This is a genomic window from Devosia algicola (assembly GCF_028816455.1).
In the GTDB taxonomy this organism is placed as follows: Bacteria; Pseudomonadota; Alphaproteobacteria; order Rhizobiales; family Devosiaceae; genus Devosia; species Devosia algicola.
In genome coordinates this window covers 2,507,540-2,534,173 of record NZ_CP118246.1, presented here as the reverse complement: position 1 = coordinate 2,534,173, position 26,634 = coordinate 2,507,540, and the positions used below count along the sequence as shown (strand labels likewise).

Annotated in this window: 24 protein-coding genes, 1 tRNA gene and 4 pseudogenes; 22 read left to right on the top strand and 7 right to left on the bottom strand. The window is 58.7% G+C overall.

Going from position 1 to position 26,634, the window contains the following annotated elements:
* Window positions 1-31 precede the first annotated feature (31 nt).
* The 4 genes and pseudogenes from PSQ19_RS13435 to tsaD all read right to left on the bottom strand — a co-directional run bounded on the left by PSQ19_RS13435 (window position 32) and on the right by tsaD (window position 2,818).
* Window positions 32-464 (bottom strand): annotated as a pseudogene (locus PSQ19_RS13435) (EVE domain-containing protein).
* Entirely contained in the window at window positions 464-760 is a 297-nt protein-coding gene (locus PSQ19_RS13430; protein ID WP_282218147.1) for a YciI family protein, read from the bottom strand. The pseudogene PSQ19_RS13435 and the gene PSQ19_RS13430 overlap by 1 nt, the downstream one beginning before the upstream one ends.
* 2 nt (window positions 761-762) lie before the next feature.
* Window positions 763-1,749 (bottom strand): NAD(P)H-dependent glycerol-3-phosphate dehydrogenase, encoded by a 987-nt coding sequence (locus tag PSQ19_RS13425; RefSeq protein ID WP_282218146.1) that lies wholly within the window; start codon window positions 1,747-1,749, stop codon window positions 763-765.
* Window positions 1,739-2,818 carry a tRNA (adenosine(37)-N6)-threonylcarbamoyltransferase complex transferase subunit TsaD gene (tsaD, locus tag PSQ19_RS13420; protein ID WP_282218145.1) on the bottom strand — a complete coding sequence of 360 codons (1,080 nt, stop codon included), beginning with the start codon at window positions 2,816-2,818 and terminating at the stop codon, window positions 1,739-1,741. Before tsaD ends, PSQ19_RS13425 begins: the two co-directional genes overlap by 11 nt.
* 47 nt (window positions 2,819-2,865) lie before the next feature.
* Between tsaD and hemC the strand changes: the two genes are divergently transcribed.
* The 7 genes from hemC (at window position 2,866) to PSQ19_RS13385 (ending at window position 11,159) form a co-directional block, all read left to right on the top strand.
* Window positions 2,866-3,825, top strand: a complete 960-nt coding sequence (gene hemC / locus PSQ19_RS13415; RefSeq protein ID WP_282218144.1) for a hydroxymethylbilane synthase — start codon at window positions 2,866-2,868, stop codon at window positions 3,823-3,825.
* Window positions 3,822-4,553 (top strand): uroporphyrinogen-III synthase, encoded by a 732-nt coding sequence (locus PSQ19_RS13410; protein WP_282218143.1) that lies wholly within the window; start codon window positions 3,822-3,824, stop codon window positions 4,551-4,553. Before hemC ends, PSQ19_RS13410 begins: the two co-directional genes overlap by 4 nt.
* 27 nt (window positions 4,554-4,580) lie before the next feature.
* The gene (locus tag PSQ19_RS13405) at window positions 4,581-5,909 is read left to right on the top strand and encodes a hypothetical protein (protein ID WP_282218142.1); all 1,329 of its coding nucleotides are present in this window, start codon (window positions 4,581-4,583) and stop codon (window positions 5,907-5,909) included.
* On the top strand, window positions 5,906-7,333 hold the full coding sequence (locus PSQ19_RS13400; RefSeq protein ID WP_282218141.1) for a heme biosynthesis protein HemY: 1,428 nt from the start codon (window positions 5,906-5,908) through the stop codon (window positions 7,331-7,333). The genes PSQ19_RS13405 and PSQ19_RS13400 overlap by 4 nt, the downstream gene beginning before the upstream one ends.
* 32 nt (window positions 7,334-7,365) lie before the next feature.
* Window positions 7,366-7,442, top strand: a tRNA-Thr gene (locus PSQ19_RS13395).
* Between the two features lie 341 nt (window positions 7,443-7,783).
* A complete protein-coding gene (locus PSQ19_RS13390; RefSeq protein ID WP_282218140.1) occupies window positions 7,784-8,971 on the top strand; it encodes a GNAT family N-acetyltransferase in 1,188 nt (395 codons plus the stop codon).
* A gap of 16 nt (window positions 8,972-8,987) precedes the next feature.
* The gene (locus PSQ19_RS13385; RefSeq protein WP_282218139.1) at window positions 8,988-11,159 is read left to right on the top strand and encodes a lipopolysaccharide biosynthesis protein; all 2,172 of its coding nucleotides are present in this window, start codon (window positions 8,988-8,990) and stop codon (window positions 11,157-11,159) included.
* A gap of 133 nt (window positions 11,160-11,292) precedes the next feature.
* On the opposite strand, the gene PSQ19_RS13380 is transcribed toward PSQ19_RS13385, so the two are convergent.
* Both PSQ19_RS13380 and PSQ19_RS13375 read right to left on the bottom strand, forming a co-directional pair.
* The gene (locus PSQ19_RS13380; protein ID WP_282218138.1) at window positions 11,293-11,790 is read right to left on the bottom strand and encodes a GNAT family N-acetyltransferase; all 498 of its coding nucleotides are present in this window, start codon (window positions 11,788-11,790) and stop codon (window positions 11,293-11,295) included.
* 111 nt (window positions 11,791-11,901) lie between these two features.
* Window positions 11,902-12,661, bottom strand: a pseudogene (locus PSQ19_RS13375) (Bax inhibitor-1/YccA family protein).
* Window positions 12,662-12,877: 216 nt separating this feature from the next.
* Here PSQ19_RS13375 and thpR point away from each other — a divergent pair.
* The 6 genes from thpR (at window position 12,878) to PSQ19_RS13345 (ending at window position 16,574) form a co-directional block, all read left to right on the top strand.
* A complete protein-coding gene (gene thpR / locus PSQ19_RS13370) occupies window positions 12,878-13,426 on the top strand; it encodes an RNA 2',3'-cyclic phosphodiesterase (protein ID WP_282218137.1) in 549 nt (182 codons plus the stop codon).
* Window positions 13,427-13,643: 217 nt separating this feature from the next.
* A complete protein-coding gene (locus PSQ19_RS13365) occupies window positions 13,644-14,165 on the top strand; it encodes an invasion associated locus B family protein (RefSeq protein ID WP_282218136.1) in 522 nt (173 codons plus the stop codon).
* The gene (locus PSQ19_RS13360) at window positions 14,156-14,767 is read left to right on the top strand and encodes an invasion associated locus B family protein (protein WP_282218135.1); all 612 of its coding nucleotides are present in this window, start codon (window positions 14,156-14,158) and stop codon (window positions 14,765-14,767) included. The genes PSQ19_RS13365 and PSQ19_RS13360 overlap by 10 nt, the downstream gene beginning before the upstream one ends.
* Window positions 14,768-14,865: 98 nt before the next feature.
* Window positions 14,866-16,068 carry a 23S rRNA (adenine(2503)-C(2))-methyltransferase RlmN gene (rlmN, locus tag PSQ19_RS13355; RefSeq protein ID WP_282218134.1) on the top strand — a complete coding sequence of 401 codons (1,203 nt, stop codon included), beginning with the start codon at window positions 14,866-14,868 and terminating at the stop codon, window positions 16,066-16,068.
* A gap of 85 nt (window positions 16,069-16,153) precedes the next feature.
* A complete protein-coding gene (locus PSQ19_RS13350) occupies window positions 16,154-16,363 on the top strand; it encodes a hypothetical protein (protein ID WP_282218133.1) in 210 nt (69 codons plus the stop codon).
* Window positions 16,299-16,574 (top strand): GNAT family N-acetyltransferase, encoded by a 276-nt coding sequence (locus tag PSQ19_RS13345; protein ID WP_282218132.1) that lies wholly within the window; start codon window positions 16,299-16,301, stop codon window positions 16,572-16,574. The genes PSQ19_RS13350 and PSQ19_RS13345 overlap by 65 nt, the downstream gene beginning before the upstream one ends.
* On the opposite strand, the gene PSQ19_RS13340 is transcribed toward PSQ19_RS13345, so the two are convergent.
* The gene (locus tag PSQ19_RS13340) at window positions 16,571-17,218 is read right to left on the bottom strand and encodes a LysE family translocator (protein ID WP_282218131.1); all 648 of its coding nucleotides are present in this window, start codon (window positions 17,216-17,218) and stop codon (window positions 16,571-16,573) included. The genes PSQ19_RS13345 and PSQ19_RS13340 overlap by 4 nt on opposite strands.
* A 113-nt stretch (window positions 17,219-17,331) precedes the next feature.
* On the opposite strand from PSQ19_RS13340, the pseudogene PSQ19_RS13335 reads away from it, so the two are divergent.
* From PSQ19_RS13335 to PSQ19_RS13295, 9 genes and pseudogenes are all read left to right on the top strand, one after another.
* Window positions 17,332-18,562: pseudogene (locus PSQ19_RS13335) on the top strand (argininosuccinate synthase).
* A 122-nt stretch (window positions 18,563-18,684) separates the two neighbouring features.
* The gene (locus PSQ19_RS13330; protein ID WP_282218130.1) at window positions 18,685-20,655 is read left to right on the top strand and encodes a PAS-domain containing protein; all 1,971 of its coding nucleotides are present in this window, start codon (window positions 18,685-18,687) and stop codon (window positions 20,653-20,655) included.
* Window positions 20,564-20,791 (top strand): EAL domain-containing protein, encoded by a 228-nt coding sequence (locus tag PSQ19_RS13325; RefSeq protein ID WP_282218129.1) that lies wholly within the window; start codon window positions 20,564-20,566, stop codon window positions 20,789-20,791. Before PSQ19_RS13330 ends, PSQ19_RS13325 begins: the two co-directional genes overlap by 92 nt.
* A gap of 265 nt (window positions 20,792-21,056) precedes the next feature.
* Window positions 21,057-21,716, top strand: a complete 660-nt coding sequence (locus tag PSQ19_RS13320) for a ferritin-like domain-containing protein (protein ID WP_282218128.1) — start codon at window positions 21,057-21,059, stop codon at window positions 21,714-21,716.
* An 11-nt stretch (window positions 21,717-21,727) separates the two neighbouring features.
* Window positions 21,728-22,390 (top strand): ferritin-like domain-containing protein, encoded by a 663-nt coding sequence (locus tag PSQ19_RS13315; protein WP_282218127.1) that lies wholly within the window; start codon window positions 21,728-21,730, stop codon window positions 22,388-22,390.
* 253 nt (window positions 22,391-22,643) lie between these two features.
* A pseudogene (typA, locus tag PSQ19_RS13310) lies at window positions 22,644-24,457 on the top strand (translational GTPase TypA).
* Window positions 24,458-24,541: 84 nt separating this feature from the next.
* Window positions 24,542-25,150, top strand: a complete 609-nt coding sequence (locus PSQ19_RS13305; protein ID WP_282218126.1) for a DedA family protein — start codon at window positions 24,542-24,544, stop codon at window positions 25,148-25,150.
* 312 nt (window positions 25,151-25,462) lie between these two features.
* Window positions 25,463-25,759 carry a YggT family protein gene (locus PSQ19_RS13300; RefSeq protein WP_282218125.1) on the top strand — a complete coding sequence of 99 codons (297 nt, stop codon included), beginning with the start codon at window positions 25,463-25,465 and terminating at the stop codon, window positions 25,757-25,759.
* 10 nt (window positions 25,760-25,769) lie between these two features.
* The gene (locus tag PSQ19_RS13295; protein WP_282218124.1) at window positions 25,770-26,075 is read left to right on the top strand and encodes a DUF167 family protein; all 306 of its coding nucleotides are present in this window, start codon (window positions 25,770-25,772) and stop codon (window positions 26,073-26,075) included.
* The last annotated feature ends 559 nt before the right edge of the window (window positions 26,076-26,634 follow it).

The window sequence follows — 26,634 nt, the reverse complement described above, 5'->3', positions numbered from 1 at the left end:
ATTATGACGAAAACCCGTCCAACAAACGGTTTCAGAGCCCACCCATCTTGCAAATGATCCGCCATTCCTTTGGCGTGACCGGGGACACCGATAGCCGTGAGAGCTTGACCAGTGCCATTTCGGCAAGGCTTTCAGTATCTTTGATCGTGGCCAGCGTCACGGGTTTGGGTATGGGTTTGACCGCTTCAATATCAACGCATTCCCACACCACCTTGCCGTCCTTTAGGCTCGGCGGTGCTATCGGGATGAGCAAGCGCAGCGATACGCACGATACCCACGATCTCCTTGCCGACATTTGAGTGGTAGAAAAAGGCTTCATCGCCGATTTTCATGGCCCGCATGAAATTTCTGGCGGCGTAATTGCGCACGCCGTCCCATTCCTCGGTCTCGCCCCTGCGGGTCTTGGCCTGCATGTCCTCAAAGGAGAATACGTTGGGCTCTGACTTGAGCAACCAATAGGCCATTATTGACCTCGCCCAGTGGGGTTGTTGATGGCCCAGTTCCAGCGAATGACCTCGTACGAGTCAAAAACGCCTTCGGTTACAAAGGGATCGGCGGCTGCGAGCGCCTTGGCCGCGCCAAGATCGGCGGCTTCGATGACCACGAGACTACCGCTTGGCTGATCGGATTCATCGTAGAGCGCTCCAGCACAGACAATCTGGTCGCCAGCGGATTTCAGATGCTCGAGATGGGTTGGCCGGAGCGCCTTGCGACGGTCGACATTATTGGGTTTGTCCCGGGCGATAATGGCGTAAAGCATTATTATTCCTCGCGTTTGAGCGGTCGGGCCATGAGGCCTGCGACGATGGTGGTAATGTCGGCGTGGCCGTCGAGCAATTGGTCGACGGCAATTATCAGGGGGGCATCGACGCCCAGATCACGGGCCAGGGCTCTGGCAACTGGGGTCGTGGCGACACCTTCGGCCAGCTTTGCATCGCCCGCCAATATTGCCTGGACCTTCTGGCCGCGTCCCAATGCCATGCCGAACTGATAGTTGCGCGATTGCGGCGAGGAGCAGGACAGGGTCAAATCTCCGAGCCCGGCAAGACCGGTCAAGGTGGTTGCCGACCCGCCCATGGCGACGACCATGCGCGCCATTTCAGCATAGGCCCGTGCCAGAAGCGCGGAACGGGCCGACGCGCCCAGTTCAGCGCCCTCAACCGCACCGCACGCCAGCGCATATATATTCTTGAGCGCCCCGGCCAGTTCAACGCCGATGCGATCATCTGCGGCATAGGGACGAAAACTGGGGCCAGCCAGCGCCCCCGCCAACGCCGACGTCAAATCGGCATCATCACCCGCCAGGGTAACAGCCGTCGGGCGACCCGCGGCGACATCGGCGGCAAAACTGGGGCCCGACAGTACAAACGGAATGGCATCCGGCGCCATGTCGGCCAATATTTCGCTCTGGCGTTGCAGCGTACCGGTTTCGAGACCTTTGGCCGAGAGCATGACCGGCTTGTCCGCCAGCAGTGCCGGGGCAATCTCGCCCAGCGCCGTGCGGCTGGATTGGGCGGGCACCGCCAGAATAAAGCAGTCGGCGGCGCTGGGGCTGGGTTGGGCGGTAATTTTGGTGGACAGTGTCTGCGCGCCCAAGGCGCGGCGGTTGGTATGGTGATCGTTGATTTCGCGTGCCTGTTGGTCGGTTCGCACCACGAGGGTGACATCGCGCCCGGCCATGGCGGCGGCCTGGGCCAGGGCGGTACCCCATGCACCGGCGCCAATCACGCAGACATTGTCAAGTTTCATGGCGGATCACCTGCATGTCTGGCGCGTCCAGTGGCCATCGGGCCCTGGCGGTGAAATCCAAGCCATCGGCGGCCCCAAGGGCAAGGCGTTCAGCCCCCGCCCAGGCTACCATGGCGCCATTGTCAGTGCACAGGGCGATGGGCGGCACGATCAAGGTGGCGCCAGCCTCGTCGGCGGCTGACTGAAGTGCTGCGCCAATGGTGCGATTGGCCGCAACGCCACCAGCGACTACCAGAGTAGGATGTTGTTCGGGCAGGTCAATGGCAAACTGCCGCAGCGCGTCACGGGCCCGCGTGCCGACCACTTCGGCCACAGCGGCCTGAAAACTGGCGGCAATATCGGCAATATCTTGCTGGTTAAGCGGGGCAATGGCCTCGGCTTGCAGGCGCACGGCAGTCTTGAGCCCGGAAAACGAAAAATCGAGTCGGGCTTCGCGCAGTAGCGGGCGCGGAAAGCGAAAGCGTTTTGGATCGCCCATTTTTGCAATGGCTTCCACAGCTGGACCGCCTGGCACACCGAGACTGAGCATTTTGGCGACCTTGTCGAAGGCCTCCCCGAGCGCATCGTCAATGGTTGTGCCCCAGCGCTGATAATCGCCGACGCCGCGCACCAGAACAAATTGGCTGTGCCCGCCCGAAACCAGCAGCATAAGGTATGGAAAGGCGACATTGTCGGTCAGGCGTGCGGTTAGCGCGTGGGCTTCAAGATGATTGATGGCCAACAGGGGTTTGTCGAGCGCGGCGGCCAGCGCCTTGGCGGTGGTGAGCCCGACAAGCACGCCCCCGATCAGGCCGGGGCCGGCCGTGGCGGCAATGGCATCGACATCAGCAAGCGCCATATCGGCCTCGCGACAGGCCTGGGCAATGATGTAGTCGAGAAAACTGACATGAGCGCGTGCCGCCAGTTCAGGCACCACACCGCCAAAGGCTGCGTGTTCGTCGAACTGGCTGCGCACGACATTGGCAATGATGGTGCCCACGCCATTGTGATCGCGCACGATAATGGCGGCGGCGGTTTCGTCGCAGCTGGTCTCGATACCCAATATGGTAGCTTGCGCTTGCCCGGTCACGACGATCTGGTCTACTCCCTTTGGGGAGCCTTTGCCTACTATAGGATATGACCATATTGCAATCACTTGTCCCTCTTGTTCGAATCGGCACCCGCGGCTCACCGCTGGCCATGATGCAGGCGAGGCTCGTGGCAAAGCTGTTGCGTCAGCATCACGGGTTGAGCGAGACCGAAATTGCGGTATTGCCTATTTCGACCGGCGGCGATCGCTCGCAAAAATCCAATGCGAGCCTATCGGAAATTGGCGGCAAGGGGCTGTTCACCAAGGAAATCGACGCGGCGATGCTGGGTGGGCAGATAGATATTGCCGTGCATAGTTCCAAGGATGTGGCGACGGTTCTGCCCGAGGGCATTGTCATGCCGGTCTATCTGGAGCGTGAAGATGCGCGCGATGCCTTTATATCGTTGCGTTTCAGGACAGTGCAGGAGTTGCCCCGAGGGGCAAAATTCGGGACGTCCTCGATTCGCCGCGCGGCGCAGGTGTTGAGACTGCGACCTGATCTTGAGATCGTACCATTTCGCGGCAATGTCGATACCAGACTGCAAAAGTTGGCCGATGGGGTCGCAGATGCAACAATGCTGGCTGTTTCGGGTTTGAACAGGCTGGAAAAAATGGATCGAATCACCGCTATTCTGGATGTCGAAAATTTCATGCCAGCACCGGCGCAGGGCGCTATCGGAATCGCTACGCGACACGGTGACGCCAAGGCGCAGGATCTGATCGCGCCACTCAACCACGCGCCTACCCATAGTGCCATTATTGCTGAGCGCGCCATGCTGGCGGTGCTGGACGGTTCGTGTCGCACGCCGGTCGGGGCCTGGTCGCAGCTTGAAAATGATCAGATCGAGTTGCGTGGCGAAATATTGAGTCTGGATGGCCAGCAGCATTTCGCTGCACAAGCATCGGGGCCGGTTGACGCCGCCGAAACGCTGGGGGCAGCGCTCGGGCAGCGATTGTTGCAAAGTGCTGGCACCGCCTTTGTTGCCCAATGGGCGTCCGCGCCATGAAAATGCTGGTGACCCGACCGGAGGCCGACGGGCTGGGCACTTTGCGTCGGCTGAAAATGCTCGATATTGAAGCGGTCGCTGCGCCATTGCTGCGCAAACAGGTGCTGGATACCGACCTGCCAGGCGCGGGCCAATTTGTGGCGATGGCCGTTTCGAGCAGCAATGCCCTGCGCGCGCTTGACGAGCGCGGCGTTTTCGATCAATTCCGGCATTTGCCGGTCTATGCGGTCGGCGACCGTACGGCGCAGGTGGCCGTCGGGATGGGATGCGCCAAGGTAATCAGCGCCGCAGGAGGATTTGTCGAACTGGTTGATGCGTTGGTTGATGCAAACCTGACCGGGCCGGTGTTCTATCCCGCTGGGCAGGCATTGTCGGGTGATCTGGCCGGAATCGTGGCGGCGGTCGGGGTCGAAGTGGTTACAGTGCCGGTCTATGAGATGGTGGCGGTGGCAGCATTGCCGAACGACATTGTAAGTGAGATTGCCGACGGTACCATTGCGGCGGTATTGTTGTTTTCGCGCCGAACGGCCACCAGCTTTGTCGATGCGCTGGCGGCGGTCACCAATTCCGAGCAGCGCCGGGCGCTCTCGGTTTTATGTATATCCGATGCCGTTGCGGAACCATTGGTGCGGGCGGGTTATTCCCTTGGTGGGGTCTCAAAACGCCCCGACGAAGAATCGATGATGTCGTTGGCGTTGACTTTTGCGCGGGCGCAATACGCGTCATGATGACGATGGCGAACAGGGAGCCGCACAATGGCTGAATCCAAGGGCGGACCGGTTAAGCCACCGGTTATTGATCTGAGCGCACGCGAAGCGGGTGCCGCAGGCGGGGAAAAGGACATCAAGTCCAGCCCCGAAAAGCCCGCGTCTGCCAGCGATACCAAATCTGCGAGTGGTCCGGCAGCAAAATCGACCAGAGCGTCCGAGACCAAAACCTCCACCCTAGGTGCGGCCAGCGCAGCGCCTTCGGCTCCTGGTGCAAAGCCGCAGCCGGGCCCGCAATCCGCTTCGGAAAAAGCCAGCCAGCCCGAGCGGACGCCCGCTGCCGCTCCATCTGGTGGTGATCGCGGTGGCCTTGCTGTGGGCGCAGCGTTGGCCGGGGCCGTTCTGGGACTGGCGGCGGCCTATGGTCTGGCGTGGGCCGGTTTTTGGCCGACCCCGGTAGCTAAACCCGATCCGCGGCTGGCCCAATATGATCAGGTTTTGCCCGAACTGCGCAACGAGGCCCAGTCCGCCCAGAGCGCGGTAGCTGGACTTGTCGATCGGGTTGCAGCGCTGGAAAGCGCCGCACCCGCCCAAACGCCCGCAGGCGGACAGGCCGACAATTCGGGCGCCATCAGTGATTTGCGCGATCAGATCGAAACCCTGAAGGCCCAGATTGCGGCCCAGCCGACGAGCGGGGACGCTGCTGCTGCGCTCGATCTGTCGGGTATTCGTGACGATCTGGCCCAGTTCCGTCTGAATTTGAGCGAATTGGGCGCACGGATTGGTACAGCGGAGAGTGGGCTGGACCAACTTGATAAATCCGTTGCCGCCAATAGCGAGGCGGTATCAAAACAACCCAATGATATCAATGCCGTGCTGCAATTGCCGCTGATCCTTTCGGGGCTTGAAACCGCATTTGCCAGTGGGCGCCCCTATGAAACCGAACTCAATGCCCTGCGCGCCGGTCTGCCCGATGCGGCGGTGCCAACCGAAATTGCCAATGGTGCTATTGAGGGCCTGACCAGGGGCGATGTGATCGAAGCACGGTTTGCCGCAGTGCTGCCCAACATTTTGGCAGGGCGCCCGGCCAATCCCGATGCCAGTTGGCAGGACAATACGCTGGACTGGTTCCGTTCGGCCATTGCGCTGCGCCCGACCGAGGCGATGGAAGGGGATAATCCAGAGGCGGTTGTGTCGCGGCTCAATGCCGCCATTGGTCGGCGTGATTTTGTCGAGGCAGATACGCTCTTTGCCAAATTGCCCGCGCCCATGCTGGCAGCGGCTGGAGACGTCCCGGCCATGGTCAAGGGGCAGGCGGCCGCCAGTTCGTTCCTTGATGGTCTGCGTCAGCAGGCCTTGAGTGAGGTCGCACCATGACCCGGCTTGCCTCATGGATCATTGGCAGCCTTGTCGTTACGGCGCTGATCGCCTGGATGATTTCGCTGCCCGGCACTGTAACGCTCGAAGTGGCCAACTATCGTATGCAGCCGCGTTTGGGCACGGCCATTTTCATGTTGATGATTATTGCCGCTCTGGTCATTTTTGTCTGGGCGGTGGTGCGGCGGGTGTTAGGCACGCCAAAATATCTGGCCCGACGCAATCAGGAAAAGCGCAAGCAGCAAGGGGTTGATGCGCTTTCGGATGCCTTTATTGCGTTGCAGGCGGGTGATCTGGGGCGGGCCCGCTCGTTGGCGCGCGATGCCCAGTCGCGCCTGCCTGAAAATGCAGCCGCCCTATTGCTGGAAGCGCGCGCTGATCTGGCGCTGGGCGACATGCGCGCTGCCCGACAGCACTATCGCGCCCTGATCTCCAATGAAAAAACTGCCATGGCCGCGCTCTCGGGGCTTTACGAACAGGCCCGCACGCAAAATCGGCCGGAGGCGGCGCTGACTTTTGCCCGCAAGGCTTTGACCCTGGCGCCAACGGCGGATTGGGCCGGAGCGGCGGTCTTTGATGATCTGGTGCGACAAGGCGCCTGGGCGCAGGCGGTGGGCATGGTCAATAATGAGGTGGCCAATAACCGTGAGGAGCGGGCGCAAAAACGTCGTCGTCAGGCCGTGATTGAAACCGCGCGCGCTCGCGAGAATGAAACCAGCAATCCGCTGACCGCATTCGATCATGCCTCGACCGCGCTCAAGCTGCTGCCCGACTTTGTGCCCGCGGCCCTGATCGCGGCGCGCATCCATATCAATCGCGGGGAAACCCGCCGGGCGATGAGCCTGTTGCGCCGTATCTGGCGCGGCACCGGCCACCCCGATATTGCGGCACTTTATGCGCACGCCCAGCCCGGTGCGTCTGCAGTCGAACGGCTCAAGCGGACGCGGGAGCTGATCGCAACGCCGGTCAGCACGCGCACCGAGGCAATGGTTTTGGCGCGTGCGGCCGTTGATGCCTATGACTGGAGCCTGGCGCGTGAGGTGCTCAAGCCCTATGTCGGCGAACAGGCCAGCCAGGGCGTTGCCAGTCTGATGGCGGAAATTGAAGAAGGCCAGTCGGGCGATCAAGGCAAGGCGCGCGAATGGCTGGCCCGGGCAGTGCGGGCGCCCCGCGATCCAGCCTGGACCGCCGATGGTCTGGTGAGCGACGAATGGGAGCCGGTTTCTCCGGTGACCGGCAAGCTCGATGCGTTCGAGTGGAAAGTGCCGGTCAGCCTCACCGCGACCCGCGCCCCGGCGCCCGCGACGCCACCCGCCATTGCGCCACCTGCGGCGGTCAAGCCGGCAGCGGACAAACAGGCGTCCACCAAACAAGATTCCAACGGCGACGTCTTGGCTCTTGCACGCTCGGGCAACGCTGAGTAAAAGAACGCCCGTCAGCGCCCCGCGCCGACATTGCCGCATTAGGCTCAGTTGGTAGAGCACATCATTCGTAATGATGGGGTCAGGTGTTCGAGTCACCTATGCGGCACCATATTTTCAAGTGTGATCGTCCAGCGACGTGGCAATTATGGCTTGGTGGCCAGATTTGTGTCGTTGCCCGTGAAGCTGAAACGCCCTTTGATAGTTCAATTGAGTAATGACAGGCTCGAGGAGCGTCAATGGCGAGCCTTGGCTGCCGATGCCAGCGCATTAACAATAACAGGAGTTCTCGAATTTTATCGGGCGTTCCGATGGTAGATTGCTCTCAGGCTCAATGATGTCGGGCGCTAAGGGGGTGAACAGGCATGCAACGGGTTTTGGTAAACGACTGGACAATGGACGAGCATAAGGCTCGCCCGCCCGCCGTGCGCGAAAACCCGTAGCCATGGTGGGTTGTCCAATATCACCGTGACGACTGATCTTGCCTCGATTGAAAAGGCGTGGCGCTCCTTTGAAATGTACGCCGCATCTACGCCGTTTCAAACATTTGAATGGCTCAATGCCTGGTATTCGGTCATCGGGTCGGTGTCCAACGTGACGCCGGCAATCGTATGCGGTAGCAACGAGGATGGCAGTATGGCGTTTATCCTGCCCCTGGCCGTTGAACGCCTTTCAGGATCGCGTCGGCTGGTATTCCTCGGCCGCGACTTGAGCGACTACAATGCGCCACTGCTGGCGCCGGACTTTGACCCCGGTACATCAGCCAGGGATTGGTGGAAGCGGGTGCACGACACGGTGCAGCAGGCGTCTGGATGCCACCATGATCTGGTATTTTTGGACAAGATGCCCGAACGCGTGGGTGAACAGCCCAATCCGCTCAGCGCGCTACCGACCCGGCTTAATCCCAGCCATGCCTATGCAACCGGGTTGAACGGCGATTGGGACAGTTTTTATGCCGCCAAACGCTCCTCCCATGCCCGCCGAAATGACCGCAGAAAGTTTCGCCACCTGCAAAACGAGGGTGTTGTCAGTTTCAGGACTGCCAGTGAACATGGTGAAATCCGCGATACGCTCGATATTCTGTTCAACCAGAAGGCGCGTTCTTTTGAGCGCATGGGTGTGCCCGACCTTTTCGAAAAACCTGGCGTCGCCGAATTTTTTCGACAAATTGCCATCAAGGCACCGGATCTCATCCATGTCAGTCGGCTTGAGGTGGGATCGGCATGCGTGGCTGCCAATCTGGGTCTTGTTGCTCAGAATACCTATTATTCGGTTCTGATCAGTCATGTCGACGGCCCGCTCAGCCGACATAGCCCGGGCACTTTTCATCAACATGATCTGATGCGGCACGCGATGGCGCGCGGTTGCGATGTGTTCGACTTCACCATTGGTGATGAGCCCTTCAAGCGCGACTGGGCCGACGCGATTTACAATTTGCATGATCATCTGGCTGCCGTCACACCCTTGGGTGTCGCTGTCGCTATTGTGACGTCGGCACGATTGCAAGCCAAGCGGTTCATCAAGCAGACCCCCCGTCTCTGGCTTTGGGCATCAAGGGCAAGAGCCGGGCTTGGCTCGTTGCTTATCTATTTGAAAACCGGCAAGCCAATGCCGAAAAAGGCCTCCAAAATTGATGAATAGGGCTGAAATCGGCCTGATGTTCAAGACTGTCCTGGATAAACACTCGGTCGCAGGACTGATGTCGGGCATGATGGGCCTCTTGCGAAAAGCGCACTCGATCGCGCTGCTCGACCAGATTGTTGTGAGTGGCACCAGCTTTGTGGCAACCGTCGCAGTGGCGCGGGCGGGTAGCGCGCATGAACTGGGCGCCTATGCGATCGCCATATCGATATTGGCGGTGCTGATTTCATTTCAGGACTCGGTTGTACTTACGCCCTACACTGTACATCGCGACCATTCGAACCGTAAGTCTCGAGAGCAAGCGGGCGCGGCTTTCGGGCTGAGCGTAGGGCTTGCGGGCGTTGGCATTGCTGGCCTTTTGCTCATTGGGTTGGTGCTCGGTCTTGTTTTCGAAATGACGCAGGTGGCGCGTATTGTTTGGGCCTTGGCCTTTGCCGCCCCGTTTGTATTGTTGCGCGAATTCGGACGGCGCTATGCATTCGCGCACATGGCCCCGATGCATGCGGTTATCCAGGATGCGGTCGCGGTCGTGTTGCAGCTGGGGGCGCTCGCGCTGCTGTTTGTGACCGGTCAGATGACCGCGTCGACCGCCATATTGGCGCTCGGATTTGCCTGTCTTGTAACCGATATCGGCTGGTATTTCCGGTTCCGTCGCGACATGGTCTTTGACAGGACGGCCTTACGCAAGAGTTGGGGCGCGAGTTGGAATTTGGGGAAATGGTTGGCCGGCAGCCGATTGGGCACGAATATTCAGGGCTATGTATCCTACTGGTTGACAACGATGTTCTTCGGCGCTGCGACCACTGGTGTTTATGCGGCCAGCATGACCATCGTTTCGTTTTCCAATCCCATCATCTTCGGTCTTGGTAACGTGCTGACGCCGAGGACGGCGCTCGCCTGGAAAACCGGCGGCGCGTCGGCGCTCTGGCGTGTTGCGATTGTTGAGGCCCGGCTCCTGGCCGTTCTGGCCAGCGCCTTCGCTGTTCTCGTCATGCTGGTCGGCGACCAGATCATGTTGCTGCTCTATCACGGCTCGGAATTTGCCGGCCAGGGTCAAACGCTTATTGTCCTGTCGTTGGCGATGATCGCGCTGGCCCTGGGTCGACCCGCCGCCAGCGGGCTGGCCACGCTGGAGCGCTCGAAGGAAATTTTCAACGTCGCTGTGTTCGCGACACTCATAACGCTGGTTCTGGCTGTCGTTCTGACGTTTACCTGGGGGCTGGTTGGGGCGGCCACAGGCTATCTGGCGGGCAATCTCCTCAATACAGCGGGCCGCTGGGTTGTTTTTCACCGCGCCTTGCGGGTCTCCACATCGAGCGAGAATGACATAACGGCATCCATCAACGCCATTATTGCCGATTTTGAAGCTGACGGGGCCTCGGCAAGCACCATGGTCACGAAAATCGGTGCGGGCGATCACGCGACGGCGTTCATGGTGTCCTCGAGTGACGGGACGCCGGTATGGCAATCGCGGGACCGGATCGTGGTCAAGCTTTTCAACTCTGATGGGAACACCGGGCAGACGGAGGCACAGGTCCAGTTTACGGCGATGGCAGAACTGCACAAATCGTTTGGCCCCATGGACAATAGTGGATGGACCGTTGAGGCTGCACAGCCTTTGAAACTCTGCCAGCAGCCGCCTGCCATCGTCATGGAAAAAGTCGGGGGCGCGCATTTTGATCGATGCGATTGGCATGGCGAACCCCTCAGACAGGCTGCCGGAGCACTTGTGAATGCCCTGTCGCCGAACTGGAAATCTGGCAGGGCACACGGCGATTTCGGGCTACAGAACGTGCTTTTCGATCTTTGTGAGCAACGCATGGGCCTGATCGACCCCGGGACCTACCTAAGTTGCCCTTCGTGCCATCTCCCGACCGGCCGGCCGATGGCGGCGGCTCTGGATATGGGGCATTTGCTGGCCGATTTGGCCCGCGATCAGGTTCATCGTCGCGGAGGATCGACGGAGCGGTCGCTGCGGCAGGCATTTGTCATCAATTTCCTCAAAGCAGGAATTGCCAGCGCCGGCGCACGCCACGAGCAGGCCATATTGATGGCGGCGGTAAAAAGCAGCGCGATTGCGCATATGGAGGAGCTCGTCCGGCGTGCCAATGGCGTCAAATGGCTTTGGCTGCGCGCGGTGTTGCCGATCAAGTGCGCGCTGATATCCACGGTCCTCGCCAAGGTTTAACTGATGTGGCGTAGCGCCATTTCCAGTCGTATGCCGGAGGCATATGGGCAGGCCACAAAACCAATTCGCGCGGCGCTAGACCGGGCGTCTCCAACAATTCAATGCCACGGTATAAGGCAAAATATGCCCTCGCTCACAGCGTGCGTTGCATATGGACGATGTCGAGCCAACGGTCGAATTTCAGCCCCAGGCCCTTGTGCACACCGATATGGGCGAAGCCGAATTTTTCGTGGAGGCGGATGGAGGATTGAGTACCAGCGGTGATCACGGCGATCATTTGCCTGAAACCGAAGGTCTGGCTCCGGGCAATCAATTCCGCCAGCATGGCGCCGCCAAGACCTTTGCCAACCGCATCGGGATGCAGATAGAGCGAATCCTCGCAGGTAAAGCGATAAGCGGGGCGGGGGCGATAGGTTGAGGCATAGGCATAGCCCAATAGCGTGTTCTCTTGTTCGGCAACGATCAGCGGATGACCCAGCGCCAGCATGTCGCCGAACTTGGTCGCCATTTTGGCTTCGCCCGGTGGTTCAGTGTCAAAAGTGACGACAGAGGTCTCCACATAGTGGCGATAGATATTGGTGATTGCAGGAATGTCGCGCCAGGCAAAGGGGCGCAGGATCGCTTCAGACACGGTGCTACTCTCACAAAACAGTGCGGGCCGCGGTCCTTTTAGACCGCGGCCCGATTATCCGTCCAACCAAATCCTTGATCAATTGATCAAGTCTGGGCTCAAACTCATGTCCTAGTTGCGATTGCCGAACAGGCGCAGCATCATCAGAAAGAGGTTGATGAAGTCGAGATAAAGCCTGAGCGCGCCCATGATTGCATTCTTGGCCATGACGTCGGCGCCGTGGCTTTCCGAATAGCTTTCCTTGATCTTCTGTGTGTCATAGGCAGTCAGCCCGACAAAGATCAAAACGCCAACCACCGAGATGATGAAGCCCATCAACCCCGAGGGGAAGAACATGTTGACCACCATGGCGATGATCAGGCCGATCAGGCCCATCATCAGGAACGAGCCCATTTGGGTCAGGTCGCGCTTGGTGGTGTAGCCGTAAAGGCTCATCGCGCCAAACGTGGCGGCGGTGATGAAGAACACTTTTGCGATCGAGGCGCCGGTATAGACCAGGAAGATCGACGATAGCGACAGGCCCATGACGGCGGCAAAGGCCCAGAACACCAGTTGAGCAGTCGAAGCGCTCATCTTGTTGATGCCGAAACTGAGCACCATGACAAAAGCCAGAGGCGACAGCATGACGACAAACTGCAGCGGGCTGCCATAAAGCAGCGCCCCGAGCCTGGGTCACATAGGTGCCGTTGGCGAGTTGGCCAACGGCGTTATCAGCCGTGCCGATTGCCATCGAATTGACGAAATAGGCGACGACGCCGGTAACGATCAGCCCGATGCCCATATAATTGTAAACGCGCAACATGTAGCTGCGAAGACCCTCATCAATAGCCGCGGCCGAGGCTGGCCCGCGTATTGAGGGTCTGACGGTCATATTCAGCCATGAGTAATGTCCCTTTCCCATCAAGCTGTTGCGGGACTCATGCCCGCCGGAGGCGATGTTTGAGCGCCACTTGATAGACAATATGGATGCATGGGCGCCGCTTTACAAGTCGGATCGCCGGGCTGTGACGATATGGGGCTGGGTCAGAGGCGGGTTTGTGTTAGCGTCCGGGTATCGAATCGCGGATTTTATGAAGAGGAGGGCGCCATGCCCCGGCTCTTTACCGGTCTTGAAGTGCCGACGGATATCGGCTTCGCGCTGTCACTCAAGCGGGGTGGCCTGCAGGGCGCACGCTGGCTCGATCCGGAAAATTATCACATCACCCTGCGCTTTATCGGCGACGTCGACAATGGCACCGCCAACGAGGTGGCCGACGGTCTGGACCGGCTAACCAACTCCGCCGCTTTTTCCATCAAACTCAACCATCTGGGCGCCTTTGGCGGCGACAAGCCGCGGGCGCTTTATGCCGGAATGGAAGGCAATGAGGCGCTGTTGCGGCTGCAGGCCGCGCAGGAGCGGGTGCTGCAGCGAATTGGTCTGGCGCCGGAAGGGCGCAAATTTGTACCCCATATTGCCCTGGCCCGGTTGCGCGGGGCCACGGCTGGCGATCTGGCGCGGTTCATGGCCATGGCGGGCCGATTTGAGCCGCTCAGCTTTGCGGTGCCGCGCTTCGTGCTGTTTTCGAGCCGCGATTCGGTGGGGGGCGGCCCTTATCTGATCGAGCAGAGCTACGCCTTGAGCGAATTTGTGGCCTGAGGGCTGCTCACGCAACTGTTAGCGAAAATTTAACTCTAGGAGCGCAAACCCGAAAAACGGTCTGTGTCCCGCCAAATTGCTGTCACCTTTGACGCCCATTTGCGTGGCTATTAGTTCAAATGTGGCGGCCTTTGACTCCTTGGTAACCATGTTCTGGTCATGCTAGCGGGCGGCAAATCAGAAACTTGGGCCCACTCGAATAAAAGGATGGAATACAATGACGATTAAAAACCTTGGCCTTTTAATTGGTCTGGCAGTCGGCGGTTTCATGGCGTTGGCTCCGAATGCGTACGCTCAAAAAGCGGTTTTGTTGGGCGAGTTCACGGCATGGAATGCCTGGCAAAGCAATGATGACACAGGCATGACCTGTTATATATCGGGCGTGCCCCAATCCAGTCTGCCAGCAGGCGCCAATCGTGATCCGATCCATTTCATCATCATTAACCGCAAGGCGATGGGAATTCCGCATGAGGTGCAGACCATCATCGGGTATCCGTTCAGCACCACCAAGGCCAATGCCAGCGCCACGGTTGATGGCAAATCCTATCCGATGGTGACCGAGGGCCCGGCTGCGTGGCTGGCTTCGACAGCCGACGAAGCTCCGTTTGTTGAGGCCTTCAAAGCTGGCAGCAAGCTGGTGGTCAAGGGCACCAGCCAGAGGGGTACGACGACGACCGATACCTATTCGCTGTCCGGGGCGACTGCGGCTATGAATGCGATGGAGGATGCGTGCAAATAAGGGCACGGGTACAATTGCTCGCTGCGGCAAAACCACTTAAGCCAGTCGGGGCATTGATGATGGCCCATTTTCCGACTCCTGCAGTCAAGAAGGCAAGACCGATGAAATATTGCGCGCTTCTGGCGTTTACCTTGGCCTTGGCAGCGACTCAGGGGGCCATGGCTGAAACGGTTCGCCTTTTGGGCGACTATCGGGACTGGTCGGCCTATGCCTCAACCGACGCGAGCAATCAGGTCTGCTTTGCAATGACCAAGCCCACATCGGTGGAGCCGCAGCCCAATGGCTATACCCAGGCGCAGATCTATGTGGCGCACCGGCCAGCGGAAAATGTCACCAATGAATTCAATCTGGTTGCCGGATTTGACTTCGCTCCTGACAGCAAGGCCACCGTCAGCATTGGCGGGCAGAGCTTTGCCCTGTTCACGCAAAAGGATGCGGCCTGGCTCGATGATGCCAGCCAGAGCGCCAATCTGGCCGGGGCCATTCGTGCCGGGTCAACGCTTGTGATCGAGGGTACGTCGGCGGCCGGCATCAAGATCAAGGAAACATTTTCGCTTTCGGGGGCGACGGCTGCATCCCAGGCCATTGCCGGGGAATGTTGAACCTGCCGGCATAGCTGGTCCGCACCGGGTTCCTTTGCCTAAGCCTGCCCGATATGGTATTGGCCGCGCCAATCCCTTTATTCCGGACATTCGGCCCCATGAGCATTGTGCTTGATCTCGACCATTCGACTGCCGTGCGCCCTGCCGCGCCTGGACGTCCTTCGCTTATCGGTATGAGCAAGCCGCAATTGGCCCAAACGCTTGCGGGCATCGGCATTGCCGACAAGGAAAGCCGCATGCGCGCCAGCCAGTTGTGGAACTGGCTTTATGTCAATGGCGTCACTGACTTTGACAGGATGAGCAATATCGCCAAGCCGGTGCGCCAGCTGCTGGCCGATGAGTTCATTCTGGATCGGCCCGAAATTGTTTCCGAGCAGATTTCCTCTGATGGCACACGCAAATGGCTGTTCCGGTTCCGTGATCCGGCCAATCCGCGCCTGCCGCCCGTCGAGGTGGAAACCGTCTATATTCCCGAGGCGGATCGGGGAACGCTTTGCGTGTCCTCGCAAGTTGGCTGCACGCTGACCTGCACTTTTTGCCATACCGGCACGCAAAAGCTGGTGCGCAATCTGACCCCGGGCGAAATCCTGGGGCAGATGCTGATGGCGCGCGAGCGGCTGGGCGATTTTCCCGGCGGCAGCCGTCCGGCGGATGGTGGCCTGGTGCCTGGTGGCGATAGTCGCGCCATTACCAATGTGGTGATGATGGGCATGGGCGAGCCGCTCTACAATTACGAAAACGTCAAGCAGGCGCTGCTGATTGCATCAGCGGGGGACGGGATGAGCCTCTCCAAGCGCCGCATTACGCTGTCGACCTCGGGCGTCGTGCCCTTCATCGGGCCAACGGGCCGGGAAATCGACGTGATGCTGGCGATCTCGCTGCATGCGGTCAATGATGATCTGCGCGATGTGCTGGTGCCGATCAACAAGAAATATCCGTTGGCGGAACTGCTTGAGGCCTGCCGCAATTATCCGGGTCTGTCGAATGCGCGCCGGATCACCTTTGAATATGTGATGCTCGATGGCATCAATGACAGCGATGCGGATGCGCGCGAACTGGTGCGGCTGCTGGCCGGTATTCCGGCCAAGATCAATCTGATCCCGTTCAATCCATGGCCGGGCACCAATTATGGTTGCTCGCCGTCGTCGCGGATCGAGCGTTTTGCCGATATCGTCAACAAGGCCGGTTATGCCAGCCCGGTGCGCACCCCGCGCGGTCGCGATATATTTGCCGCCTGCGGCCAGCTCAAGTCGGAAAGCGAACGGCTGAGCAAGAAGGATCGCGACGCGCTCACCGGCTAGGACGGTCAAGCCAAACGATGCATTGGCACGAAGCGGCAATCATGGTTGCATGGCCGCGATGGTGCAAGCAGCGGAAGGGTCGACCATGCCCATTTCCTATCGACGCATCGGGGTTGGTGATGCGGCCCTGTTGAGCACAGTCGCTGATGGTGTGTTTGACGAGCCAATAGATCCCGGGCGGCTCAAAACCTATCTCGCCACCGCCGAGAATCTGATGGTCCTGGCATTTGATGGTGAGGCTCGTCGTGGGGCAATGCGTTGGTGTGCTGCATCACCATCCCGACAAGGTCACTGAACTTTTTGTCGATGAAGTGGGCACCGCCGACGCCTATTTGCGGCGGGGCATCGCCAGCGCCATGATGGCCGAATTGATGATTTGGGGGCGCGAGCATGGTTGCGAGGACGCCTGGCTCGGGACCGAGCTGGATAATGATGCGGCCAACGGACTTTACCGTTCGCTCGATGCCAAGGAAGACACCATCAAATATTACGAGTTCAAGCTTTAGCGGCGCCCCTCGGCCAAAAGGATGGTCGCGGCAAAGGCCATGAAGACGGCGGCAAAACTCCAGTTAAGGGCGCGACCGACCCATTGTTTTTCCCTAAGCGTCGTGGTCAGCCATTCAGCCGCCAGCACGATGGCGATTACCACGGGCAGCGAGACGGTGACAAACTCAACGCCTAAAAACAGCAGTTTGCCTGAAGCGTCGGGATCGTGGGCTGAAACGAACTGGGGCAGGAAGGTGATGAAGAACAGTGCCACTTTGGGGTTGGTCAGATTGATGCCGAGACCGGTCATATAGCTTTGGGCCATACGCGGCATCTTGCCGGCGCGCCGGTTGAGCGTCAGCGCCGTGCCCGAGCGGATGGCCTGAATGGCCAGCCAGATCAGATAGAGCGCGCCGATGATCTTGAGCGCCCAAAAGGCGGCGGGCGCGGCAATGATCAGCACTGAAATGCCAAAGGCGACGAGCGCTGTGTGCACGGCAATGCCCGACAGCGCCCCCAATATGGTGGCGAAGCCATGCAGGCGGCCAAAATTGATGGTGCGCGAAACAAACAATGCCATGTCGGGGCCGGGGGTGACCGCCAGCAACAGGGCGGCAAGTCCGAAGGCGAGGATCACCGGCAGGTCAGGGACAAAGGGGGGCATTCAAAATCACTCAAATCCAAGAATCTTGGCACGGACAATTGCACGCGCCCTGCGGCTTGAATAGGGTGCGCCAAAATTTGCCCGCGACGCGGGTTATCGAGCATGGGTTTGCAATGACAAAAGACATCAAAAAAGTGGTTCTGGCCTATTCGGGCGGTCTGGATACCTCGATCATTCTGAAATGGCTGCAGGAAACCTATGATTGCGAAGTGGTGACCTTTACCGCTGATCTCGGGCAGGGCGAGGAGCTGGAACCAGCGCGCAAGAAAGCCGAAATGATGGGGATCAGGGAAATCCACATCGAGGATCTGCGCGAGGAATTCGTGCGTGATTTCGTCTTCCCGATGTTCCGCGCCAATACGGTTTATGAGGGCCAATATCTGCTGGGCACCTCGATCGCGCGCCCCTTGATCGCCAAGAGACTGATCGAGATCGCCGAGGAATCGGGGGCAGACGCGATTTCTCATGGTGCCACCGGCAAGGGCAATGATCAGGTGCGGTTTGAATTGACCGCCAATGCACTCAATCCCTCGATCAGGGTGATTGCGCCATGGCGCGAGTGGGATTTGCAGAGCCGGACCAGGCTGATCGAATATGCCGAAAAGAATCGGATCCCCATTGCCAAGGACAAGCGCGGCGAAGCCCCGTTCTCGGTCGACGCCAATCTGTTGCACACGTCTTCGGAAGGCAAGTTGCTCGAGGATCCCGCAGATGTCGCACCCGAATATATTTTTCAACGCACCGCCGATCCGCTGACCGCTCCCAATGAGCCTGAAACCATCACTGTCGGCTTTGAAAAAGGCGATGCGGTTTCGGTCAATGGCGTCACGCTTTCGCCCGCCATGGTGCTGACCAAGCTTAATGAGCTGGGCGGCAAGCACGGCGTTGGTCGGCTCGATCTGGTAGAAAACCGGTTTATCGGCATGAAGTCGCGCGGCGTCTATGAAACCCCGGGCGGCACGGTGTTGCTGGCTGCCCATCGCGGCATTGAATCGATCACGCTGGATCGGGGCGCGGCGCATCTCAAGGATGAGATCATGCCCAAATATGCCGAGCTGATCTATAATGGCTTCTGGTACAGCCCGGACCGGGAAATGCTGCAGGCGCTGATCGACAAGAGCCAGGAGCCTGGTCACTGGCGAAGTGACGCTCAGGCTCTACAAGGGCTCGGTCAATGTCATCGCCCGCACCTCGCCATTCTCGCTCTATTCAGAGGATCTGGTGACCTTTGAAGAGGGGTCGGGCACCTATGATCATCATGATGCTGAAGGCTTTATAAAGCTGCAGGGTTTGCGCCTCAAGACCTATGCGGCGCGCGCCCGGCTGATAGCCCAGCGCAACTAGGACTTTGGGACGGCCCTCGGTCCGGGGCCGTCCGTTTCCGTACTAAACGATCTTAAGGCCTCATTAAGTATAAGTGCCTAAATTTTTGGCTTACAGAACGCGTTGGGGCGCCAAGGATTAAAGTGCAAGCCGAGACCGCTGGCAAAGAACAGGCTTTGGCCGACGCGCTGCTGCTCGATGCGGCGCTCGAAGCCATTCCCTTTGGCTTTTGCGTCTGGAGTCCACAGTTTCGCCTCGTCATGTGGAACAAGAAATACCGCGACTTTTACGGCTTTTCGCTGGCGCAATTATCGCGCGGCATGACGCTCGAAGAGGTCGTCGACCTGTCCATCGGCCTGGGCAATCATCCTGCCACCGATTCACAGGCATTTTACGAAAATTATACCGGAGAGCTGCTGGCCAACCGCTTCGGTGAGCAAGTCAAGAGTCAGGAAATGATGCCTGACGGTCGCTGGCTTCAAACGGCGCACAGCTATGCTGAAGGGCTCGGGTGGGTGGTGACCCACGAGGACGTTTCCGAGCAGGTTGAGCGCGAGCAGTTGCAACAAAAGCGCGAAAATGAACTGGCGCGGCAAAATCTGCGCCTTGATGCCGCTGTCAACAATATCTCCCAGGGGCTTTCCATGTGCGATTCGCAGGGACGGCTGATCGTGTGTAACGAGCCCTATGCCCGTATCTACAAACTGCCAAAGCGTCTGCTGCGACCGGGCACTGGCATCGAAGATATTCTGACCTATCTGTTCGACCATGGATTTGCCACGAGCGAGGGCCGCGAGGGCTACATGCAGTGGCGCCGCGATGTTGGCGCAAGGGCGCAATATGGCAAGCGCATTCATCAATTTGCCGGTCGCACCATCATGATGCAGCAGCATCCGATGAAAGATGGCGGCTGGGTTACCACCCATGAAGACATTACCGAGCAGCGCCAGAACGAGGAACGTATTCGCCATCTGGCACGACATGACGCGCTGACCGACCTGCCCAACCGTATCGAGTTTCTCGAGCAGATGGCGCGGACCGAGGCGGGTGCCCGCCGCGGCGAAGCGGCTGCGGTCATGTTCATTGATCTGGATCGGTTCAAGGCGGTTAACGACACGTTGGGTCATGCCGTTGGCGACGCGGTGCTCAAACAGGTTTCGGCTCGATTGTGGGGCGCAACGCGGGAAACCGATGTGCTGGCACGGTTGGGGGGCGATGAATTTTCCTTGCTGATCCGGCCGATTGAAACGCCAGAGCAAGTTGCGCGCGTGGCCGAGCGAATCATCAAGTCGATCAGGGCGCCGATCCACATCGATGGCCAGCAGATTGATATTGGCGTCAGTATCGGCATTGCGATGGCGCCCCATGATGGCGAGGAAGCCGATACGTTGATGCGCAATGCGGACCTGGCCCTTTACAAGGCCAAGAATGAGGGCCGCTCGACCTATCATTTCTTTGAAAGCGGCATGGACGCGGCCCTGCAGCAGCGTCGGGTCATCGAAGCGGGGCTGCGCCGGGCGCTGGACAATGGTGAAATGCACCTGATGTTTCAGCCAATATTCGATATCGGGCGGAACGGCATCAGTTGTGCCGAAGCCCTGCTGCGCTGGGAGCATGAGGGGCGGATCGTTTCCCCGGCTGAGTTCATTCCTATTGCCGAGGAAACCGGGCTGATCGTTTCCATTGGCGAATGGGTGTTGCGTCAGGCCTGCAAATTGGCCGCTGACTGGCCGACCAATGCACGGGTGGCAGTCAATCTGTCGCCGATTCAGTTCAAGAGCCAGGACCTTGTGGGGCTGGTGCGTTCAGCGCTTTCGGATGTCAACATGCCGGCGAGTCGGCTGGAACTGGAAATCACCGAATCGCTGCTCTTGGCGGAAAATGATCAAACGCTGGCGTGCCTGCACGCGTTGCGCGCCATGGGCGTGCGTATTTGCCTGGACGATTTTGGCACAGGCTATTCGTCGCTGAGCCTATCTGCGCAGTTTCCCCTTCGACAAGATCAAGATCGACCGCACCTTCATGCGTGGGCTGACGACGCGAAAAGACAGTCTGGCGATCATCCAGGCCATTGTCGGGCTCGGCAAAAGTCTGGGGATGACAACAACAGCTGAAGGCATCGAAACCCAGGAACAACTCGATATGGTGCGAGACCAAGGGTGCGACGAAATTCAGGGTTATCTGTTCTCGCCGCCGATTCAGGCTCAAAAAGCTGGAGCGATTGCTGGGTGCCGAACGCGAACGCGTTGAGGCGCAGGTGCAGCGGACCGGCTGATCCGCGCCCGCCAGCGTAGGCGCGAGTTTAATCTTATCATTTGGTTCCATCACATTTTACTTTAGTGATCACGATTTCTATAGTTCTTGGGCACTATAGATTTAGAATTTCGTACGATCTCAAGCAAATTTATCCATGATATTTCTGTGACCTGAAACTTTCACTCCGAAGTGGTCGTTGCTGCGCCCAAGCGTCAGATGAAACCGCCGCGGGACTATCTGCGGCAAATGGAGATTGAAAATGGATGTCACACATGACTCATCCCGTCGTCGTCTGCTCAAATGGACCGGCGCCGGGGCTGCGCTGATCGCCGTATCCGGTGCGTGGTTGCCAAATTTCGGGATTTCGACAACTCTTGCCGCCGATTTGGGCGAAGGCGATGTTGGAATATTGAATTACGCCTATGCGTTCGAGCAACTCGAAGCGGCCTTTTACACCCAAGTAATCAAAACGCCCTATGAGGGCATGTCCGAAGCAGAGACCAGCATGCTGACCGATATTCGGGATCATGAGGTTGCGCATCGCGACTTCCTCAAAAAGGCATTGGCTGAAAATGCCATTCCGGGACTGGAGGTCGATTTTTCCAGCGTGGATTTTGCCAAACGCGACAGCGTGCTGGGCACCGCCAAAATATTCGAGGATCTGGGGGTTTCGGCCTATAACGGGGCCGGCCAACTGATTGAGAATGTCGATTATCTCGCCGCGGCGGGCACGATCGTTTCGATTGAAGCGCGTCACGCCGCCGCCATTCGCGATCTTTTGAACATGAACAGCGTGGCTTTCGCCGGCGATGACGTCGTGGACAAGAATGGGCTGGACGTCGTCAACGAGCCCGCAGCGGTGCTCAAGGCGGCCGATCCGTTCATCAAGACCGACGTTACCGCGATGTCGCTGGTTTAAGGAGCAAGAACATGAGCAATCTCAATCAAAACCTGTTGGCCGATATCGATCCCGAAATCTCCGATCGACTGGTGGCCAATCGCCGCGCGTTTTTCAAGACCTCGGCGCTCAAGCTGGGCGCCATGGCGTCGGCCCCTGTCGTTTTGGCGATGAGCGCACAAAATGCCTTTGGCGCGGAATTGCCCAAGGACATTGTCGACGTCTTGGTATTTGCGCTAACGCTTGAACATATCGAGGACGCCTTTTATCGAACCGGGCTCGAAACCCATGGGCTGATCCCGGACAAATATGTTGGCATCTTCAACCAGATCGGCAAGCATGAGGCGGCCCATGTGGCTTTCCTTACCAGTGCTCTGGGCAGCGCGGCCATCAAGCGGCCACGGCTGGATCTGACCGCCGGTGGCAAGTTTGGCGATGTGTTGTCCAATTTTGACACCTATCTGACGCTGAGCCAGACTTTTGAGGACCTTGGTGTTGCAGCCTACAAAGGGCAGGCAGGCAATCTGATTGCCAATGACGGCATTCTGACCGCCGCCCTGCAAATACACTCGGTGGAAGCGCGCCACGCCGCCATTGTGCGCAAGATCGGCGGTAAAAAGCCCTGGGACGGCGCTTTTGACGAGCCCAAGACCAAGCAAGAGGTTTTGGATGCTGCCGGGCCGTTTCTGGCCTGACTTGATCTGACGCACGATAGCGCCGCGCCCAGTTTCGGGCGCGGCGTTTCGGGGGATTTGGGCGGCGGCGCAGATCAGAGTTGCACGACAAGACCTTGTCTGCGGCCGCGCCATGGGGTATGGCAGCGGCAAATGCGCTCGCCCTCAGGGTTGAGTGCTTGTTTGTATCCCGCATGGTCCTGTCGTTCTACGGTCCCCACTTTGAGTGAGTACCTTCGGTTTCCGGATCATGCCAACAATGGCTGACCAATTAATGTCCTTGCGCAATATTGCGATTATTGCCCATGTTGACCATGGCAAGACCACCATGATCGATGTCCTGCTCAAGCAGTCCGGTTCCTTCCGCGAAAATGAACGCGTTGAAGAGCGAGCCATGGATTCCAACGACATTGAGCGCGAGCGCGGTATCACCATTCTGGCCAAGGTCACGTCGCTGATGTGGAAAGACCAGCGGATCAATATCGTGGACACGCCCGGCCACGCCGACTTTGGCGGCGAAGTCGAGCGCATCCTGTCCATGGTTGATGGTGTTGTCATTCTGGTGGACGCCGCCGAAGGGCCAATGCCGCAGACAAAATTCGTCTTGGGCAAGGCGCTGGCGCAGGGCCTGCGGCCGATCGTGGCGATCAACAAGATCGACAAGTCCGATGAGCGGCATCTGGAAGTGCTCGAGGAAATTTTTGATTTGTTCATCGCGCTCGACGCGACCTCCGAACAGGCTCGATTTCCCGGTGCTCTACGGTTCGGCCAAGCAGGGCTGGATGAGTGCCGAGCCTGAGGGGCCAAAGGAAAGCCTGGCGCCGTTGCTCGACAAGGTGCTCGACTATGTGCCGGAGCCAAAGGTGGAGGCCGGACCGTTCCGCATGCTGGTCACCACTATCGAGCGTAATCCGTTCCTGGGCCGTATCCTGACGGGTCGCATTTTTTCGGGCGCAGTCAAGGCGGGTGAGCCAATCCATACGCTTAGCCGCGACGGCAAGATCATCGAAAAGGGCCGTGTCTCGAAGGTTCTTGCTTTCCGCGGCTTGGAGCGTACCCCGGTCGATCTGGGCGAGGCGGGCGATATTGTTTCGATTGCCGGGCTCGAAACCACCACCGTTGCCGATACGATCTGCGTGCCATCCGTTTCCGAACCTCTGGCTTCAAAGCCAATTGATCCGCCAACCCTGTCGGTGACCTTCCGTATCAATGATGGCCCGCTCGCCGGTCGCGAAGGCGACAAGGTGCAGTCCCGCGTCATTCGTGAACGGCTGATGCGCGAAGCCGAAGGTAATGTTGCGATCAAGGTGACGCCGGGCGACGACAATGACTCGTTTGACGTTGCCGGACGTGGCGAATTGCAACTGGCGGTGCTGATCGAAAACATGCGTCGTGAAGGCTTTGAGCTGACCATTGGTCGCCCCAAGGTGCTGATGCAGGAGCGTGATGGCGTCAAATATGAGCCCATCGAAGAAGTCATCATCGATGTTGACGACGAGTTCACCGGCTCGGTTGTCCAGAAAATGACCGAGCGGCGCGGTGAATTGGTCGAAATGCGCGCCTCGGGTGTTGGCCGCACCCGCATACGCCTCTATGTGCCGACCCGTTCACTCATTGGCTACCAGCCCGAATTGCTCAGCGACACCCGTGGCACGGCGATTTTCAACCGGCTATTTCACGAATTCGCCCCCTATAAGGGCGATCTGCCGGGTCGCCGTACCGGCGTGCTGATTTCCAATGGTACCGGCCAGTCGGTGGCCTTTGCCTTGTGGAACCTGGAAGATCGTGGTGCCATCATGATCGATGCTGGCGTCGATATTTATGAGGGCATGATCATTGGCGAGCACAGTCGCGATAACGATCTCGAGGTCAATGCGCTCAAGGGCAAGCAGGCTCACCAATATCCGTACCCAGTCCAAGGATGAGGCGGTACGCCTGACCACACCCAAGAAGCTGACGCTGGAACAGTCGCTGGGCTATATTGCCGAAGACGAATATGTCGAGGTCACGCCCAAGTCGATCCGCCTGCGCAAGATTTTTCTTGATCCCAATGATCGCAAGCGGGCCTTGCGCGCCAAGGCAAGCTGATTTGTTTGGCCTGAGGCACCCCCTCTCGACTTCCCCCGTCAGGGGGAGGTGTGATTTGAGCGCCCGGATTGTGGAGCCCCTCAAATGAGTGAATGGATCATTTCTGTTGTCACCGACTGGGGTTATGTCGGGGTGTTCCTGATGATGGTGCTGGAAAATATCTTTCCGCCTATTCCCTCGGAACTGATCATGCCATTTGCCGGTTTTGCCGCGGCAAATGGCGATCTCAATATGATCGGCGTTGTCCTGGCGGGCACGGCCGGCTCGATATTGGGCACGCTCGCCTGGTACTATGCGGCCCGCCTGCTGGGGCTCGAGCGCTTTCGGGCGCTGTGCAACTGGTTTGGCCGGTTTGCCACCGTCTCGGAGCAGGACATTGATAGCGCGGTGCATTGGTTTGATCGCTACGGGCGATGGGCTGTGTTGTTCGGGCGGCTGATACCGGCCATTCGCACGCTGATTTCGGTCCCCGCAGGGTTGGCCGCCATGTCGCTGCCGCAGTTTCTGGTGGTCTCGACCATTGGCACGGCGCTCTGGACCGCCATTCTTACTGGCGCGGGGTATGTGCTGCACGACAATTATGATCTCGTAGAGGGCTGGCTCGATCCTGTGACCACGGGGGTGATCATTCTGGTCGTGGTCATTTATGTCTACCGGTTTGTCACCTGGAAGCCGATCAGGTCGATCGGCTAGGCTGGTGTTGCAAACTGCATTTCTGTTGCATTGTGCAACGAATGGGTTTGGCAAAACGCAAAATTTATCAAATAATTAACCCTAAAATCGCCTGAAACCCGAAACTTCGCGACTGGCACGATTCCTGCAGTATTCTTGCGAGCCGGGTTCTGGTTTTGCGTACCGGTGTCAGTCATTCGAGCCCCGCCCGTTTTGCCCGGTGCGGGGCTCATTTGCCGCATAGGCTTGTCGGCATGGTCCGACCGCCTTACATAGGGGCTGCCACAATATTACCCCGCTCAGGGGTTTGTACTTAGCCTACGGGACGAATTGATGATTGCAGTGCTCCAGACCCTCTCGATGATTCTCAATCTGGTATGGTGGATATTCCTTATCATGATCATTATGAGCTGGTTGATCAGCTTTAATGTGATCAATACTCGCAACCAGTTCGTGGCCAGCCTCTGGCAGATCGTCAATGCCATTACCGACCCGATCCTGGCGCCAATTCGCCGAATCATTCCGCCCATGGGTGGGCTGGACCTGTCGCCGTTGATCGTTTTCGTGGCGATTTTCTTCCTGCAATCGTTCCTGGCCAATGATCTGCCGCGCCTGATGGGACTGTACTAGGTCCCATCCCTTGGCGCTGTGCTATCGGCGCGACGCTGATGGTCTGAGCCTTTTTGTCCGCGTTACCCCGAATGCGGGGCGCAATACCATTGATGGCATCGATGTGCGTGACGATGGCCGTGCGGTGTTGCAGGTGCGGGTCAACGCTGTTCCCGACAAGGGGCGCGCCAATCTGGCGGTCATTGCGCTTCTGGCCAAACAATTCGGCGTGCCCAAATCAAGCATTGCTGTTGCCGCTGGTGCAACAGGGCGGCTCAAGACCTTGTTCTTGAGCGTCGAGCCAGACCGAATCATCCAGCAACTGACCGCGCTATAATCACGCTCCTCATCATCTGCCCCTCGCCGCGTCATCCTTGCTTAGTGGCACCCTCCCCCTCGCGGTGTCACCCTCCCTCTCGCTCTTCACCTTCCAACTCTCGGTGTCACCCCGGGCTTGACCCGGGGTCCATCGTGAGATCTTTCCGCCCTCACGGCGGGTTGGTGCATGTCATGATGGATTCCGGCCTCCGCCGGAATGACCGTATGGCGATGGAGGGTCAGCACTCCCACGCAAAACTTATCCCCACCCGCGAAACCTCCCCCATACTAGCCTCACTCCCCACGCGATTGCGGGGTCGCGACGAACGGTCCGTGGGAGAGCAGATGGGTGGGAGGCGGTCGCGCGCTCCTGGGTCCGTGTGACGGGTTTGTCCGGCAAGGCTGGAACAAAGCGCTCCATAGTCCTGAAAGCCCATCGCATGCGGCGAGACCAGTCTCGTAACTTAAAAATCACATGAGGCCGGTTCTCGCCGCATGTCGCAATCATTTTGTAACCGCAGGCTTGGCGCTGGGCGGACATTTGTGCTGTTGGTTACAAAACATCGCAATATCCATTG